The organism is Pseudomonas lopnurensis (assembly GCF_015070855.1).
GTDB classification, from domain to species: domain Bacteria; phylum Pseudomonadota; class Gammaproteobacteria; order Pseudomonadales; family Pseudomonadaceae; genus Stutzerimonas; species Stutzerimonas lopnurensis.
Map to the genome: position 1 here is coordinate 43,576 of NZ_JADDIX010000053.1, position 13,998 is coordinate 57,573.

15 protein-coding genes are annotated in these 13,998 nt (G+C 63.3%); 12 read left to right on the forward strand and 3 right to left on the reverse strand.

All coding sequences use genetic code 11. The features are described from left to right. The first annotated feature begins 7 nt into the window (after positions 1–7). From IN820_RS09950 to sthA, 9 genes are all read left to right on the forward strand, one after another. Positions 8–1,345: a Na(+)-translocating NADH-quinone reductase subunit A gene (locus tag IN820_RS09950; RefSeq protein ID WP_193680824.1), complete on the forward strand. Its 1,338-nt coding sequence runs from the start codon at positions 8–10 to the stop codon at positions 1,343–1,345. A gap of 3 nt (positions 1,346–1,348) precedes the next feature. Beyond that, entirely contained in the window at positions 1,349–2,560 is a 1,212-nt protein-coding gene (locus IN820_RS09955) for an NADH:ubiquinone reductase (Na(+)-transporting) subunit B (RefSeq protein ID WP_193680825.1), read from the forward strand. Next, positions 2,553–3,347, forward strand: a complete 795-nt coding sequence (locus IN820_RS09960; protein ID WP_193680826.1) for a Na(+)-translocating NADH-quinone reductase subunit C — start codon at positions 2,553–2,555, stop codon at positions 3,345–3,347. Before IN820_RS09955 ends, IN820_RS09960 begins: the two co-directional genes overlap by 8 nt. Further along, positions 3,344–4,018: an NADH:ubiquinone reductase (Na(+)-transporting) subunit D gene (locus tag IN820_RS09965; RefSeq protein WP_193680827.1), complete on the forward strand. Its 675-nt coding sequence runs from the start codon at positions 3,344–3,346 to the stop codon at positions 4,016–4,018. Before IN820_RS09960 ends, IN820_RS09965 begins: the two co-directional genes overlap by 4 nt. Then, positions 4,018–4,626 (forward strand): NADH:ubiquinone reductase (Na(+)-transporting) subunit E, encoded by a 609-nt coding sequence (nqrE, locus tag IN820_RS09970; RefSeq protein WP_193680828.1) that lies wholly within the window; start codon positions 4,018–4,020, stop codon positions 4,624–4,626. Before IN820_RS09965 ends, nqrE begins: the two co-directional genes overlap by 1 nt. A gap of 12 nt (positions 4,627–4,638) precedes the next feature. Beyond that, positions 4,639–5,865 (forward strand): NADH:ubiquinone reductase (Na(+)-transporting) subunit F, encoded by a 1,227-nt coding sequence (nqrF, locus tag IN820_RS09975; RefSeq protein WP_193680902.1) that lies wholly within the window; start codon positions 4,639–4,641, stop codon positions 5,863–5,865. 103 nt (positions 5,866–5,968) lie between these two features. Beyond that, complete coding sequence (locus tag IN820_RS09980) at positions 5,969–6,892, forward strand: FAD:protein FMN transferase (RefSeq protein ID WP_193680829.1); 924 nt, start codon at positions 5,969–5,971, stop codon at positions 6,890–6,892. After that, positions 6,889–7,116: a (Na+)-NQR maturation NqrM gene (gene nqrM / locus IN820_RS09985; protein ID WP_193680830.1), complete on the forward strand. Its 228-nt coding sequence runs from the start codon at positions 6,889–6,891 to the stop codon at positions 7,114–7,116. Before IN820_RS09980 ends, nqrM begins: the two co-directional genes overlap by 4 nt. Before the next feature lie 173 nt (positions 7,117–7,289). Further along, positions 7,290–8,684: a Si-specific NAD(P)(+) transhydrogenase gene (gene sthA, locus IN820_RS09990; RefSeq protein WP_193680831.1), complete on the forward strand. Its 1,395-nt coding sequence runs from the start codon at positions 7,290–7,292 to the stop codon at positions 8,682–8,684. Between the two features lie 414 nt (positions 8,685–9,098). On the opposite strand, the gene IN820_RS09995 is transcribed toward sthA, so the two are convergent. Genes IN820_RS09995 through IN820_RS10005 form a run of 3 tightly spaced genes read right to left on the reverse strand, consistent with a single transcriptional unit; the run spans position 9,099 to position 10,698 of the window. Further along, entirely contained in the window at positions 9,099–9,818 is a 720-nt protein-coding gene (locus IN820_RS09995; protein WP_193680832.1) for a glycerophosphodiester phosphodiesterase, read from the reverse strand. Continuing rightward, a complete protein-coding gene (locus IN820_RS10000) occupies positions 9,815–10,123 on the reverse strand; it encodes a phosphodiesterase (protein ID WP_193680833.1) in 309 nt (102 codons plus the stop codon). Before IN820_RS10000 ends, IN820_RS09995 begins: the two co-directional genes overlap by 4 nt. Positions 10,124–10,125: 2 nt before the next feature. Beyond that, complete coding sequence (locus IN820_RS10005) at positions 10,126–10,698, reverse strand: PilZ domain-containing protein (RefSeq protein ID WP_193680834.1); 573 nt, start codon at positions 10,696–10,698, stop codon at positions 10,126–10,128. Between the two features lie 98 nt (positions 10,699–10,796). On the opposite strand from IN820_RS10005, the gene IN820_RS10010 reads away from it, so the two are divergent. The 3 genes from IN820_RS10010 to IN820_RS10020 are packed head-to-tail and all read left to right on the forward strand — an operon-like array spanning position 10,797 to position 13,994. Then, positions 10,797–12,044, forward strand: a complete 1,248-nt coding sequence (locus IN820_RS10010; RefSeq protein WP_193680835.1) for a lipoprotein-releasing ABC transporter permease subunit — start codon at positions 10,797–10,799, stop codon at positions 12,042–12,044. A 7-nt stretch (positions 12,045–12,051) separates the two neighbouring features. Beyond that, positions 12,052–12,750 (forward strand): lipoprotein-releasing ABC transporter ATP-binding protein LolD, encoded by a 699-nt coding sequence (gene lolD, locus IN820_RS10015; RefSeq protein WP_193680836.1) that lies wholly within the window; start codon positions 12,052–12,054, stop codon positions 12,748–12,750. Then, entirely contained in the window at positions 12,750–13,994 is a 1,245-nt protein-coding gene (locus IN820_RS10020) for a lipoprotein-releasing ABC transporter permease subunit (RefSeq protein WP_193680837.1), read from the forward strand. Before lolD ends, IN820_RS10020 begins: the two co-directional genes overlap by 1 nt. Positions 13,995–13,998: the final 4 nt, after the last annotated feature.

The window sequence follows — 13,998 nt, forward strand, 5'->3', positions numbered from 1 at the left end:
CAAACCGATGATCAATATAAAACGAGGGCTTGATTTGCCCATAGCCGGTGCGCCGGCGCAGCGTATCGAGGCCGGAAGGTCCGTGCGCAGCGTCGCCGTGGTTGGCTTCGACTATCCGACCATGAAGCCGACCATGGCTGTTCAGGTCGGTGATCGGGTTAAGCTGGGGCAGGTTCTTTTTTCCGACAAGAAATCGCCGGGCATCGACTACACGGCCCCCGGGGCCGGCGTGGTAAGCGCCATTCACCGCGGCGAGAAGCGTGTGCTGCAATCGATCGTCATCGACCTCGAAGGCGACGAAGAAATGACCTTCGCCGCCTATTCGCCAGCTCAGCTGGACAGTCTGAGCAGCGAGCAGGTTCGTGAGAACCTGCAGCAATCCGGCCTGTGGACCGCCTTGCGGACGCGGCCGTTCGGCAAGGTGCCGGCAATCGATGCGGTGCCCAATTCGATTTTCGTGACCGCGATCGATACCCACCCATTGGCGGCCGATCCGGCCGTCGTCATCGCCGAACAGCCCGAAGCCTTCGAAGCCGGCCTCAAGGTGCTCACCAGTCTGGCCAAGGTATTTCTCTGCAAGGCTCCGACGGCTTCGCTGCCGGGCGAGACGCTCGCCAAGGTGCAGACCGAGGCGTTCAGCGGCCCGCACCCGGCCGGCCTGGCCGGTACCCATATCCATTTCCTCGACCCGGTGAGCGCCAGCAAGAGCGTCTGGACCATCGGCTATCAGGACGTGATCGCCGTCGGCAAGCTGTTCACCAGCGGTCGCCTGTCGGTCGAGCGCGTGGTGGCGCTGGCCGGTCCGGTCGTGGAAAACCCGCGGCTGGTGCGCACCCGCCTGGGTGCCAACCTGGACGAACTCACCGCTGGCGAGCTGCAGCCGGGCGCCAACCGTGTCGTTTCCGGCTCGCTGCTCGGCGGCCGCACCGCGCATGGCGCTTTCGCCTATCTCGGCCGCTACCACCAGCAGGTTTCCTGCCTGCGCGAGGGCAAGGAGCGCGAGATGCTCCACTACATGCGCCCGGGCGTGGATAAGCATTCGATCCTCAATATCTATATCTCCAAGCTGATGGCAGGCAAGAAGTTCGCCTTCTCCACCTCCACCAACGGCAGCCCGCGGGCCATGGTGCCGGTAGGCAACTATGAGGAAGTGATGCCGCTGGACATCCTGCCGACCCAGTTGCTGCGCTCGTTGATCGTGGGCGACACCGAGGTGGCGCAGAAGCTCGGCTGCCTGGAACTCGACGAAGAGGACCTGGCGCTGTGCAGCTACGTCTGTGCCGGCAAGTACGAATACGGCCCGATCCTGCGGGACAATCTGACCCGCATCGAGAAGGAGGGTTAAGGCATGGGCATTCGCGCATTCCTCGACAAGATCGAGCATCATTTCGAAAAAGGCGGCAAGTACGAGAAGTGGTACGCACTGTACGAAGCGGCCGACACCTTCCTCTATCGTCCCGGTAGCGTCACCAAGACCACCGCTCACGTGCGCGACGGCATCGACCTCAAGCGCATGATGATCACCGTCTGGCTGTGCACCTTCCCGGCGATGTTCTTCGGCATGTGGAACACCGGCTACCAGGCCAACCTGATCTTCGCCCAGAGCCCGGAACTGCTGGCCGCCCAGGAAGGCTGGCGCTTCGGCCTGATCGGCGCGCTCGCCGGCTTCGATCCCAACAGCCTGTGGGACAACTTCATCCAGGGCGCGGCCTACTTCCTGCCGATCTACGCGGTGACCTTCATCGTCGGCGGTTTCTGGGAGGTGCTGTTCGCCTCGATCCGCAAGCACGAAGTCAACGAAGGCTTCTTCGTCACTTCGGTGCTGTTCGCGCTGATCCTGCCGCCGTCCATCCCGCTGTGGCAGGTCGCGCTGGGCATCAGCTTCGGTGTGGTGATCGGCAAGGAGATCTTCGGCGGTACCGGCAAGAACTTCCTCAACCCGGCACTCACCGCCCGTGCGTTCCTGTTCTTCGCCTATCCGGCGCAGATGTCCGGCGATGCGGTCTGGACCGCCGTCGACGGCTATGCCGGCGCTACCGCGCTGAGCCTGGGCTTCGTGGGCGGCATCGAGAACGTGATCGACAACGGTATCACCTGGATGGATGCCTTCATCGGCACCATGCACGGCTCGATCGGTGAAACCAGCACGCTGGCCATCTTCATCGGCGGCGCCGTCCTGCTCATGAGCAAGATCGCTTCCTGGCGCATCGTCGCCGGCGTGATGCTCGGCATGATCGGCCTGAGCTACCTGTTCAACCTGATCGGTTCCGACACCAATGCCCTGTTCGCCATGCCCTGGTACTGGCACATGGTCGTCGGTGGCTTCGCTTTCGGCATGATCTTCATGGCGACCGACCCGGTTTCGGCCTCCATGACCAATACCGGCAAGTGGGTGTTCGGCATTCTCATCGGTGTGATGGTCGTGCTGATCCGCGTGGTCAACCCCGCCTTCCCGGAAGGCATGATGCTGGCGATCCTGTTCGCCAACCTGTGTGCGCCGCTGATTGACCATTTCGTCATTCAGGCCAATATCAAGCGGAGGCTGGCACGTAATGTCTAGTCAGAAAGAATCCACCGTTCGCACGCTGACGGTAGCCCTGTTGGTCTGCCTGGTGTGCTCCATCTTCGTGGCGGGTGCCGCCGTGGCGCTTCGCCCGACCCAGCAGGAAAACCGCCTGCTGGACAAGCAGCGCAGCATCCTGGCCATCGCCGGCCTGGGTGAGGCCGGAATGTCCGGCAATCAGGTCAAGCAGCTGTTCAACGAGCGCATCGTCGCCCGTCTGGTCGATCTGGAAACCGGCAAGTTCAGCGATGAGTTCGATGCCGGGACCTTCGATCCGCTGGTGGCGGCCAAGGACCCTGCGCTGTCCAAGGCATTGCCGGGCGACCAGGACATCGCCTCGATCAAGCGTCGTGAGCGTTACAGCACCGTGTATATCGTCGAAGGGCAGGGCGAGGGCGAGATCGATACGCTGATCCTGCCCGTTCGCGGTTACGGCCTGTGGTCGACCCTCTACGGTTTCATGGCCGTGAAAGGCGACCTGGATACCGTCGCTGGCTTCGGTTTCTACCAGCATGGCGAAACCCCCGGCCTGGGCGGCGAAGTCGACAATCCGAAATGGCGCGGCATGTGGCCGGGCAAGCAGCTGTTCGACGACGACGGCAAGCTGGCCGTGCAGATCGTCAAGGGCGGTGTCGATCCGCAGAGCCCGAGGGCCGACCATCAGGTCGACGCCCTGGCCGGTGCAACCCTGACCAGCAACGGGGTCAACCACCTGTTGCACTTCTGGCTGGGCGAGAACGGCTTCGGTCCATTTATCGCTAATCTGCGCGCTGGGGAGGCTTGATCATGTCGCAACCCACTGTCAAAGAAGTTCTGTTCAATCCGATCTTCAACAACAACCCCATCGGCTTGCAGATCCTCGGGATCTGCTCGGCGCTGGCGGTGACCTCCAACCTCAACACCGCCCTGGTGATGTCGGTCGCGCTGACCCTGGTGACCGGGTTCTCGAACCTGTTCATCTCGATGATCCGTAGCCAGATCCCGAATTCGATCCGCATGATCGTACAGATGGTGATCATCGCCTCGCTGGTGATCCTGGTGGACCAGGTGCTCAAGGCCTATGCCTTCTCGCTGTCCAAGCAGCTGTCGGTATTCGTCGGCCTGATCATCACCAACTGTATCGTGATGGGCCGCGCCGAAGCCTTCGCCATGCAGAACCCGCCGCTGCTGTCGTTCTTCGATGGCATTGGTAACGGTCTGGGCTACAGCGCCATGCTGATCGCCCTGGGCATCATTCGCGAGCTGACCGGCGCCGGCAAGCTGATGGGTTACACCATCCTGCCGACCGTCAATGACGGCGGCTGGTATCTGCCCAACGGCATGATGCTGCTGCCGCCTTCGGCGTTCTTCCTGATCGGTCTGTTCATCTGGGGCATTCGCAGCTGGAAGAAGGAACAGATCGAGAAGCCGTCCTTCAAGATGGCGCCGCAGGTCTCGAGCAAGGAGGCTTACTAATGGAGCATTACATCAGCCTGTTCGTCCGCGCCGTGTTCATCGAGAACATGGCCCTGGCGTTCTTCCTCGGCATGTGCACCTTCATCGCGATTTCCAAGAAGGTGGAAACCGCGATCGGTCTGGGTATCGCGGTCATCGTGGTGCAAGCCATCACCGTGCCGGCCAACAACCTGATCTACACCTACCTGCTCAAGGACGGCGCGCTGGCCTGGGCCGGCCTGCCGGAAGTGGATCTGAGCTTCCTCGGCCTGCTCAGCTACATCGGCGTGATCGCGGCCATCGTGCAGATTCTCGAGATGACCCTCGATAAGTACGTGCCCAGCCTTTACAACGCCCTGGGGGTGTTCCTGCCGCTGATCACCGTGAACTGCGCCATCATGGGTGGCACGCTGTTCATGGTCGAGCGCGACTACAACCTGGGCGAGAGCGTGGTCTACGGCATGGGCTCCGGTTTTTCCTGGGCGCTGGCGATCGCCTTGCTGGCCGGCATTCGCGAGAAGCTGAAGTACAGTGACGTTCCGGATGGGTTGCAGGGTCTGGGCATCACCTTCATCACCATCGGACTGATGTCGCTGGGCTTCATGTCTTTCTCTGGCGTACAGCTGTAAGGACGGAACGAACTGATGAGTTACGAAATTTTCCTCGCCATCGGTATGTTCACCGCCATCGTGCTCGCGCTGGTGGTGATCATCCTGGCTGCGCGCGCCAAGCTGGTTTCCAGCGGTGACGTAAGCATCGAGATCAACGGGGAACGGACCATTACCGTGCCCGCGGGTGGCAAGCTGCTGCAGACGCTGGCGGCCAACAATATCTTCCTCTCGTCCGCCTGTGGTGGCGGCGGCACCTGCGCGCAGTGCAAGTGCATCGTCGAGAGCGGTGGCGGTGAGATGCTGCCCACCGAAGAGTCGCACTTCACTCGCCGCGAGGCCGGTGAAGGCTGGCGCCTGTCCTGCCAGACCCCGGTCAAGGCGGACATGAAGATCGAGGTGCCGGAAGAAGTCTTCGGCGTGAAGAAGTGGGAATGCACGGTGGAATCCAACCCCAACGTGGCCACTTTCATCAAGGAGCTGACGCTCAAGCTGCCGGAAGGCGAGAACGTCGACTTCCGCGCCGGTGGTTACGTTCAGCTCGAATGCCCGCCGCACACGGTGAAGTACAAGGATTTCGACATCCAGCCGGAATTCCGCGCCGACTGGGACAAGTTCGACCTGTGGCGCTACGTCTCCAAGGTCGACGAGACCACCATCCGCGCCTACTCCATGGCCAACTATCCGGAAGAGCGCGGCCTGGTGAAATTCAACATCCGCGTCGCTTCGCCGCCGCCGGGTCGCGATGACATTCCGCCGGGCAAGATGTCTTCCTGGGTATTCAGCCTCAAGCCGGGCGACAAGGTCACGGTGTACGGCCCGTTCGGTGAGTTCTTCGCCAAGGATACCGACGCCGAGATGGTCTTCATCGGCGGCGGTGCCGGCATGGCGCCGATGCGCTCGCACATCTTCGACCAGCTCAAGCGTCTCAAGTCCACGCGCAAGATGAGCTTCTGGTATGGCGCCCGTTCCATGCGCGAGGCCTTCTATGTCGAGGAATACGACCAGCTGCAGGCCGAGAACCCGAACTTCCAGTGGCACCTGGCGCTGTCCGATCCGTTGCCCGAAGACAACTGGCAAGGTCCCACCGGCTTCATTCACAACGTGCTGTTCGAGAACTACCTGAAGGACCATCCGGCTCCGGAGGATTGCGAGTTCTACATGTGCGGCCCGCCGATGATGAACGCATCGGTGATCAAGATGCTCACCGACCTGGGCGTCGAACCGGAGAATATCCTGCTCGATGACTTCGGCGGCTAGCGTGTCTCGAGCCATGCTCCGGCCCGTCATCGCTGTCGCTCTGGCGGCAGCCCTGACGGGCTGTCTGTTTCGGGACCAGGTCGCAAGCTTCGGCGGTCCGACCATGGGCAGTACCTATACGGTCAAGTACGTGGCCAGCCGCGATGTCGCCGCTAAGGAGCAATTGCAGAAAGAGACCGAGGCCATTCTCGGTGAACTCGACAAGCAGCTGTCCACCTACCGCAGCGACTCCGACGTCGAGCGGTTCAATGGCCTGGCGGGCGACAGCTGCGAACCGATGCCCGAGGCGGTGCGCGAATTGGTCGCAGCCGGAGCCCGCTTGTCCGCCGACAGCGACGGCGCGTTCGACCTTACACTCGAACCCTTGCTGAACCTCTGGGGCTTCGGTCCGCAGGGCCGGGCCGAGCGTGTGCCGGATACGCAGGAGATCGAAGCGGCGCGGGCGCTCACCGGCCATCGTCACCTGCGTATCGACGGCGAGCGGCTGTGCAAGGACGTGGCCGTGCAGCTGGATTTCAACAGCATCGCCGCCGGCTACGCCGTGGATCGGGTGATCGCGCGCCTGCAGGAGCTGGGTGTGCAGAGCTACCTGGTGGAAATCACCGGCGAGCTGAAGGCACAGGGGCGCAAACCGGATGGTTCGCCATGGCGCATCGCCATCGAGGCGCCGCGGGATGACGAGCGCGTGGCGCAGAAGATCATCGAACTCGATGGTCTGGGCGTCTCCACGTCGGGCGACTACCGCAATTATTTCGAGCGCGAGGGCAAGCGCTATTCGCACACGCTCGACCCACAGACTGGCCGGCCGATCGAGCATCGTCTGGCATCGGTTACGGTGATCGACCCATCGACCCTGCGGGCTGATGGGTTGTCTACCGCACTGATGGTGCTCGGCCCCGAGCGTGGTTTCGCGCTTGCCGAGCAAGAGGCTATCGCTGCGTTCTTCGTGATTCGGGAAGGACAAGGCTTCGCAACGAAAAGCACCAGGGCTTTCGATGAGCTGTTCGGTGCGGGAGTGGAACAATGACCTGGTTACTGGTTTTTCTGGTGATGCTGCTGGTCGTCTTCGGTATGGCGATCGGCGTGATCATGGGCCGCAAGCCCATCGCGGGATCCTGCGGCGGTATCGCCAACCTCGGGATCGAAAAGGAGTGTTCGATCTGTGGCGGCAGCCGCGAGAAATGTGAAGAAGTGAACGAAGCGAACAAGGTGGGCAAGACCGATCTTGCTTACGATGCGACCAAACGGTGAGCGTGGCTCGGTGGAGCACTGAGCTGAACGCTTGCTGCCAGCATGGCTGGCCGTAGCGGATATCCGTAGCGCGGCGTCGTGCCCGGCGGATACGCATGTGCGGTGGCTTTCCTTGATTCTCGGCGAGTTCGTTGACAGCAGCGGCGTGGTCCGCTGCGTTTTCAGGAGTGTATATGGCTGTCTATAACTACGATGTGGTGGTACTGGGTTCCGGTCCGGCCGGGGAGGGCGCGGCGATGAACGCCGTCAAGGCGGGACGCAAGGTCGCCGTGGTAGACAACCGTCCGCTGGTCGGAGGCAACTGTACCCACCTGGGCACCATTCCCTCCAAGGCGCTGCGTCACTCGGTACGGCAGATCATGCAGTACAACACCAACCCGCTGTTCCGCCAGATCGGCGAGCCGCGCTGGTTCTCTTTTCCCGATGTCCTGAAAAGCGCCGAGAAGGTCATCAGCAAGCAGGTGACGTCGCGCACCAGCTACTACGCGCGCAACCGCATCGACACTTTCTTCGGTACCGCCAGCTTCTCGGACGAGCAGAGCGTCGAGGTGGTCTGCCTCAACGGCATGGTGGAAAAACTGGTCGCTGGCCAGTTCGTCATCGCCACCGGCTCGCGCCCCTATCGTCCGGCGGATATCGACTTCAGTCACCCGCGTATCTACGACAGCGACACCATCCTCACGCTGAGCCACACCCCGCGCCGGATGATCATCTACGGAGCCGGGGTCATCGGCTGCGAGTACGCCTCGATCTTCAGTGGTCTCGGCGTGCTGGTGGATCTGATCGACAACCGTGAACAACTGCTCAGTTTCCTCGATGACGAGATTTCCGACGCGCTCAGCTATCACCTGCGCAACAACAACGTGCTGATTCGCCACAACGAAGAGTACGAGCGCGTCGAGGGGCTGGAAAACGGCGTGATCCTGCACCTGAAGTCGGGCAAGAAGATCAAGGCCGATGCCTTCCTCTGGAGCAATGGCCGCACCGGCAATACCGACAAGCTCGGACTGGAGAACATAGGCCTGAAGGCCAACGGGCGTGGCCAGGTGCAGGTCGACGAGCACTATCGTACCGACGTGGGCAACATCTACGCGGCGGGCGACGTGATCGGCTGGCCCTCTCTGGCCAGTGCGGCCTACGACCAGGGGCGCTCGGCGGCCGGCAGCATCGTCGATAACGACACCTGGCGCTTCGTCGACGACGTGCCGACGGGTATCTACACGATTCCCGAGATCAGCTCGATCGGCAAGAACGAGCGCGAGCTGACCCAGGCGAAGATCCCTTACGAAGTGGGCAAGGCATTCTTCAAGAGCATGGCGCGGGCGCAGATTTCCTTCGAGCCGGTCGGCATGCTGAAGATTCTCTTCCATCGCGAAACGCTGGAAGTGCTCGGCGTGCACTGCTTCGGCTACCAGGCCTCGGAGATCGTGCATATCGGCCAGGCGATCATGAACCAGAAGGGTGAGGCGAACAGCATCAAGTATTTCGTCAACACCACCTTCAACTACCCGACCATGGCCGAAGCCTACCGGGTCGCCGCGTTCGACGGGCTCAACCGGCTTTTTTGAGCGGCTCCGGCCGGTGGCCTGAGCCGGCTGGAGAGGAGGACTGGAGGAATTCTTCCGACTGGCGCTGGCCGAATCGGGAGAGCTTCTAGCGTCTCAGGCGGCAGCAGCGAAAAACCGGCTCCTGGGCCGGTTTTTTCGTCCGGGGCTCGCTTCGATCGGCGGCGGCTCAAAGGTGGGCGCGAATCCGTTGTCCGGGATCTCGCGCGTTGGGCTTCGCTGCGCTCGACCCAGCCTATCTTCCAGCCCGCCGGTTTGCGGTTGTGGGGTTGGTTGAGCCGCTGCGCGGGAAAGCCCACCCTGCGCCGATGCGAAGGCCTGACAATCCGCCTGTTGGGTGTCGCGTTGCCGCAACCTCGGCGGCCCCACCCAATCTGTGGTACGCGGTCGTGGCGCGACCCGTGCGCCGGATGATGCTCAGCTGCGCAGGGTCTGTACCGCCAGGCCGGGGAAATCGGTGATCAGGCTGTCGACGCCGAAATCGGCAAGGCGGCGCATCAGGGCCGGTTCGTTGACCGTCCATACGGACACGTGCAGCCCCTGCCTGCGGGCTTTCTCCAGGCGCTCGGGGGTGCAGAGCGTCCACTTCAAGGCCAGCACTTCACAGCCATACTGCCGGGCCACCTTGAGTGGGTCGAGCCAGGCGTATTCGGCGACCAGCCCGCGGGAAATCTCGGGTGTCAGCCGTTTCAGCGCGCGCAACACCTCGCGTGAACCCGAGGTGACGGTGATCCGCTCGAGCAACTGGTGGCGCTCGGCCAGTTCCCTGATGGCCAGTACGGTGCGCGCGGCACGCACGCGCGAGGCGCTCTTGACCTCCAGCTGCCAATGTTCGAAATCGCATTTCTCGAACAGCTCGCTCAGCCGCGGTATGGGACAGGGTACCTTCCAGCCGGGGCCGCCCGAGCGTGCGTCGTAGCCCACCAGTTCGTCGGCATCATGTTCGGCCACCTTGCCGCGCCGGCCCGTGGTGCGTTTGAGCGTGGGGTCGTGGATGACCATCAGCTCGCCATCGCGGGACAGGTGCAGGTCCAGTTCACAGCGACGCACGCCGTGTTGCAGGCATCGCTCGAAGCTCGCGAGGGTATTTTCGGGGGCTTCGCCCTTGGCGCCGCGATGGCCGTAGATGAGAGTCACGGTTTCGATTCTTCCTGAGCGGTGGGTTGGGTGCGCTGGTGGTGACGCACGCTGTTGATGACCCGGTCGCCTTCGAAATACACCGAGAATTCCCGGTAATCCCAGCGGGTGATCGGCGGCTGGCCGACGCTCGGGCGTTCTTCGTCGGCGAGACCGAAGCGGTCCAGGACACGACTCTTCGATTCGCCGCGGGCCGGCATCGCCACTTCGGGCAGGCCCTGCTGGCCGATGGGGATGCGGATCTCTTCGGCGAACAGCGAGGGGCTGAACGTCAGCATGAGCAGGAGAATTGCCAGGTGGCGCATGGTCAGGTTCCTTGCAGGCTATCACGGGCCAGGCGCCGTTCCAGCGCCTGTTTCTGCAGGATATGTCGTGCCAGCAGTTGCCGCTGTGCATCAGTCAACGCTTCGAACTCCGTGCCGATTTCGTAGCGGCCGTTTTCCAGGGGCTCGCAGCGGGTGACCCGTGCGTCCAGCAACAGGCCGAGCCCCTGGGGCAGCAGCACCAGCTTCAGGCTGAGCACGGAATCTTCGGCCAGCGCCTGATCGTGGGCGAAGCTGATGCCGCCTTCGGACAGCACCACCGGCCGGGGCGGATCGAAATCCTTCAGCAGATCCTGCGCCAGCGCCTGTCCCAGCAGTTCGATCCGCTTGTTCTGAACCTTCAGGTAGTTGGCCAGGGTGCGGTTGTTTTCGGCGATCTGGCGCAACAGGTGCTGCGCTTCGAAGTCGAGCTGGTGCAGCTCGCCGAGCAGACCGAAGAGGGGGGCGAGACTGCCTTGCTCGGCGGTGCCGAGCTGACCCGCGGGCATGATTTCCAGTGCGACGTGATCCTCGATACGGTAGTATTCGCGGCGTTCTTCAGTGTCTTGTGTCGGCATGGCGATACCCGAGGCGGCAGTGATGGCCAGAGTGTATCAGGCCCCGGGGCCGCGTCAGCCGCATGTTCGTTTCTTCCCGCCAGCGAACCCGTCGATCTATGTTCAGACCGCTGTCCGTGTACATCGGAGCGCGCTACACCCGCGCCAGACGCCGCAGCCTCTTCGTTTCCTTCATCTCCCTGACCTCGATGATCGGGCTCGCCCTCGGCGTGCTGGTCATGATCGTGGTGCTGTCGGTGATGAACGGTTTCGATCACGAGATGCGCACCCGCGTGCTGGGCATGGTGCCTCACGCCACCATCGAGAGCGCGGTGCCGATCGATGACTGGCAGGCGCTCGCCCGGCGCCTCGAAAGCCATTCCCAGGTGATCGCCACGGCGCCGTTCATCCAGACGCAGGGGCTGCTGACTCACCAGGGGCAGGTCAGCAAGATCCTGATCAATGCGGTGGAGCCCCGGGCCGAGCGGCAGGTTTCGATCATCGACCGATTCTTGCGCGAGGGCTCGCTGGACGATCTCGTCCCCGGCGGCTTCGGCATCGTCATCGGCGACAAGGCCGCTGCCAAGCTGGGCGTTGGCGTGGGCGACAAGATCACCTTCGTCGCGCCGGAAGTCACCGTGACGCCGGCGGGCATGTTCCCGCGCATGAAGCGCTTCACCGTGACCGGCATCTTCCATGTCGGCGCCGGCGAGATCGACGGCTACGTGGCGCTCGCCAATATCGCCGACATGGCACGCCTGCAGCGCTGGCAGCCGGAGCAGGTACAGGGCGTGCGCCTGCGCTTCGACGACCTGTTCCAGGCGCCGCGGATCGCCTGGGAACTGGCTGGCCAGTTGGGCGACGATTTCTACTCGCGCGACTGGACGCGCACCCACGGCAACCTCTACCAGGCGATTCGCATGGAGAAGGCGATGATCGGCCTGCTGCTGCTGCTGATCGTCGCCGTCGCCGCGTTCAACATCATTTCGACCCTGGTCATGGTGGTCACCGACAAGCGTGGCGACATCGCCATCCTGCGTACGCTGGGGGCCACGCCGCGGCAGATCATGGCGATCTTCATGGTGCAGGGCACCGTGATCGGTGTGGTCGGCACTCTGGTCGGGGCGCTGCTCGGCATGTTCGCGGCGCTGAACGTCAGCAGCTGGATCGCCGCGCTGGAGCGCCTGATCGGGCACAAATTCCTCAGCGCCGATGTGTATTTCATCGACTACCTGCCATCGCGGCTGATGGCCGCCGATGTCGTCCAGGTCTGCGTCGCGGCGCTTGTCCTGAGTTTTCTCGCCACCCTGTATCCGGCCTGGCGCGCCGCGCGCACCCAGCCGGCGGAGGCGCTACGTTATGAGTGAGCTGGCTATGAATGAGCTGTCTTCGCAAGAGCACGCCGTGCTGAGTTGCCGCAACCTGAGCAAGCGCTACGAACAGGGGCCGGAATCGGTGGAGGTCCTGTCCGGGCTGCAGCTGGAGCTGTTTCCCGGGCAGCGGGTCGCCATCGTCGGCAGCTCGGGCTCCGGCAAGAGCACCCTGCTGAACCTGCTCGGCGGCCTGGACACGCCGAGCGGGGGCAGCGTCTGGCTGGCCGGCGAGGAGTTGTCGGCGCTCAACGAGAAGGATCGCGGCCTGCTGCGCAACCGGGCATTGGGGTTCGTCTACCAGTTCCACCACCTGCTCGCCGAATTCACCGCGCTGGAAAACGTCTGCATGCCGTTGCTGATCGGCCGCACGCCGATCGCCGAAGCCCGCCAGCGGGCAAGCGCACTGCTGCAACGGGTCGGGCTGGGTCATCGCCTGGAACACAAGCCCGCCGAACTCTCCGGCGGCGAGCGCCAGCGGGTCGCCATCGCCCGGGCGCTGGTGAACGAGCCGGCGCTGGTGCTGCTCGACGAGCCTACCGGCAACCTCGATCACCACACCGCCCAGGGCATCCAGGACCTGATGCTCGAGCTCAGCACCTCGCTGCGTACGGCCTTCCTCGTCGTGACCCATGACCGCCAATTGGCCGCGCAGATGGATCAGATCCTGCGTCTGGAAGACGGGCAACTGGTGACCGAATGATGTTCAGGCCCCTGAGTGTCTTCATCGGTAGCCGCTACACGCGAGCCAAGCGGCGCAACCATTTCATCTCGTTCATTTCCCTGACCTCGCTGATCGGCCTGTCGCTGGGCGTGCTGGCGATGATCCTGGTGTTGTCGGTGATGAATGGCTTCCAGCGCGAGATGAGTTCGCGGATTCTCGGCATGGTGTCGCACGCGACGGTCATCGGCGATCAGCCGCTGGACGACTGGCAGTCCGTCGCGGCACGCCTCGACGCCCATCCGCAGGTCGTCGGCATGGCACCGATCACCCAGTTGGAAGGCATGCTGTCGTTCAAGGGCAGCATGCAGCCGATCCAGATCAGCGGCATCGAGCCGCAGGCCGAAGCGCAAGTGTCCATCGTCGGCGAGCGCCTGGTCGCCGGCCGCCTGGAGGATCTCGAGCCTGGCGAGTTCGGCGTGATCATCGGCCTGATGACGGCGCGCCGGTTCGGCCTGAAGCTGGGCGACAAGCTGACCCTGATCGTGCCGGAGGTCAGCTCGACGCCCGGCGGCGTCACGCCGCGCATGCAGCGCCTGAACGTGGTCGGGGTATTCAAGGTCGGCGCCGACCTGGACGGCAGCATGGCGCTGATCCACCGCGCCGATGCGGCGCAGATCCATCGCTGGGAGCCGCAACAGGTACAGGGTGTCCGGCTCAAGCTGGGCGATCTGTACCGCGCGCCGGAGGTGGCGGCGCAACTGGCGGGCGTGCTCGGTGATGGCTACCGTGTCGAGGACTGGTCCTATACGCAGGGCAGCCTGTTCAGCGCGATGAAGATGGAAAAGACCATGATCGGCCTGCTGCTGATGCTGATCGTCGCGGTCGCCGCGTTCAACATCATCGCGACGCTGATCATGGTCGTCGCCGACAAGCGTGCCGACATCGCCATCCTGCGTACCCTGGGCGCCACGCCGCGGCAGATCATGGCGATCTTCATGGTTCAGGGCAGCATCATCGGCTTCAGCGGCACCCTGATCGGCGTGGTGCTGGGGGTGTTGGGCGCGCTGAACGTGAGCGAGTTGGTGGCCTGGCTGGAAAGGGTGAGCGGCCAGCATATCTTCAGCTCCGACGTGTACTTCATCAGTACCCTGCCGTCCGAACTGCGGCTGGAGGATGTCGTGCTGGTGTCCATCACGGCACTGACCCTGAGCTTCCTGGCCACCCTCTATCCGGCCTGGCGCGCGGCGCAAACCCAGCCGGCGGAAGCCTTGCGCTACGAATGAGGAC

Bases quoted from the DNA above. Each gene is read 5' to 3' on its own strand.
- IN820_RS09955 (WP_193680825.1), top strand. From the start codon at position 1,349: ATGGGCATTCGCGCATTCCTCGACAAGATCGAGCATCATTTCGAAAAA.
- sthA (WP_193680831.1), top strand. From the start codon at position 7,290: ATGGCTGTCTATAACTACGATGTGGTGGTACTGGGTTCCGGTCCGGCC.
- nqrM (WP_193680830.1), top strand. From the start codon at position 6,889: ATGACCTGGTTACTGGTTTTTCTGGTGATGCTGCTGGTCGTCTTCGGT.
- IN820_RS09980 (WP_193680829.1), top strand. From the start codon at position 5,969: ATGGGCAGTACCTATACGGTCAAGTACGTGGCCAGCCGCGATGTCGCC.
- IN820_RS10000 (WP_193680833.1), bottom strand. From the start codon at position 10,123: ATGCGCCACCTGGCAATTCTCCTGCTCATGCTGACGTTCAGCCCCTCG.
- IN820_RS09950 (WP_193680824.1), top strand. From the start codon at position 8: ATGATCAATATAAAACGAGGGCTTGATTTGCCCATAGCCGGTGCGCCG.
- IN820_RS10005 (WP_193680834.1), bottom strand. From the start codon at position 10,698: ATGCCGACACAAGACACTGAAGAACGCCGCGAATACTACCGTATCGAG.
- lolD (WP_193680836.1), top strand. From the start codon at position 12,052: ATGAATGAGCTGTCTTCGCAAGAGCACGCCGTGCTGAGTTGCCGCAAC.
- IN820_RS10010 (WP_193680835.1), top strand. From the start codon at position 10,797: ATGTTCAGACCGCTGTCCGTGTACATCGGAGCGCGCTACACCCGCGCC.
- IN820_RS09960 (WP_193680826.1), top strand. From the start codon at position 2,553: ATGTCTAGTCAGAAAGAATCCACCGTTCGCACGCTGACGGTAGCCCTG.
- IN820_RS10020 (WP_193680837.1), top strand. From the start codon at position 12,750: ATGTTCAGGCCCCTGAGTGTCTTCATCGGTAGCCGCTACACGCGAGCC.
- nqrE (WP_193680828.1), top strand. From the start codon at position 4,018: ATGGAGCATTACATCAGCCTGTTCGTCCGCGCCGTGTTCATCGAGAAC.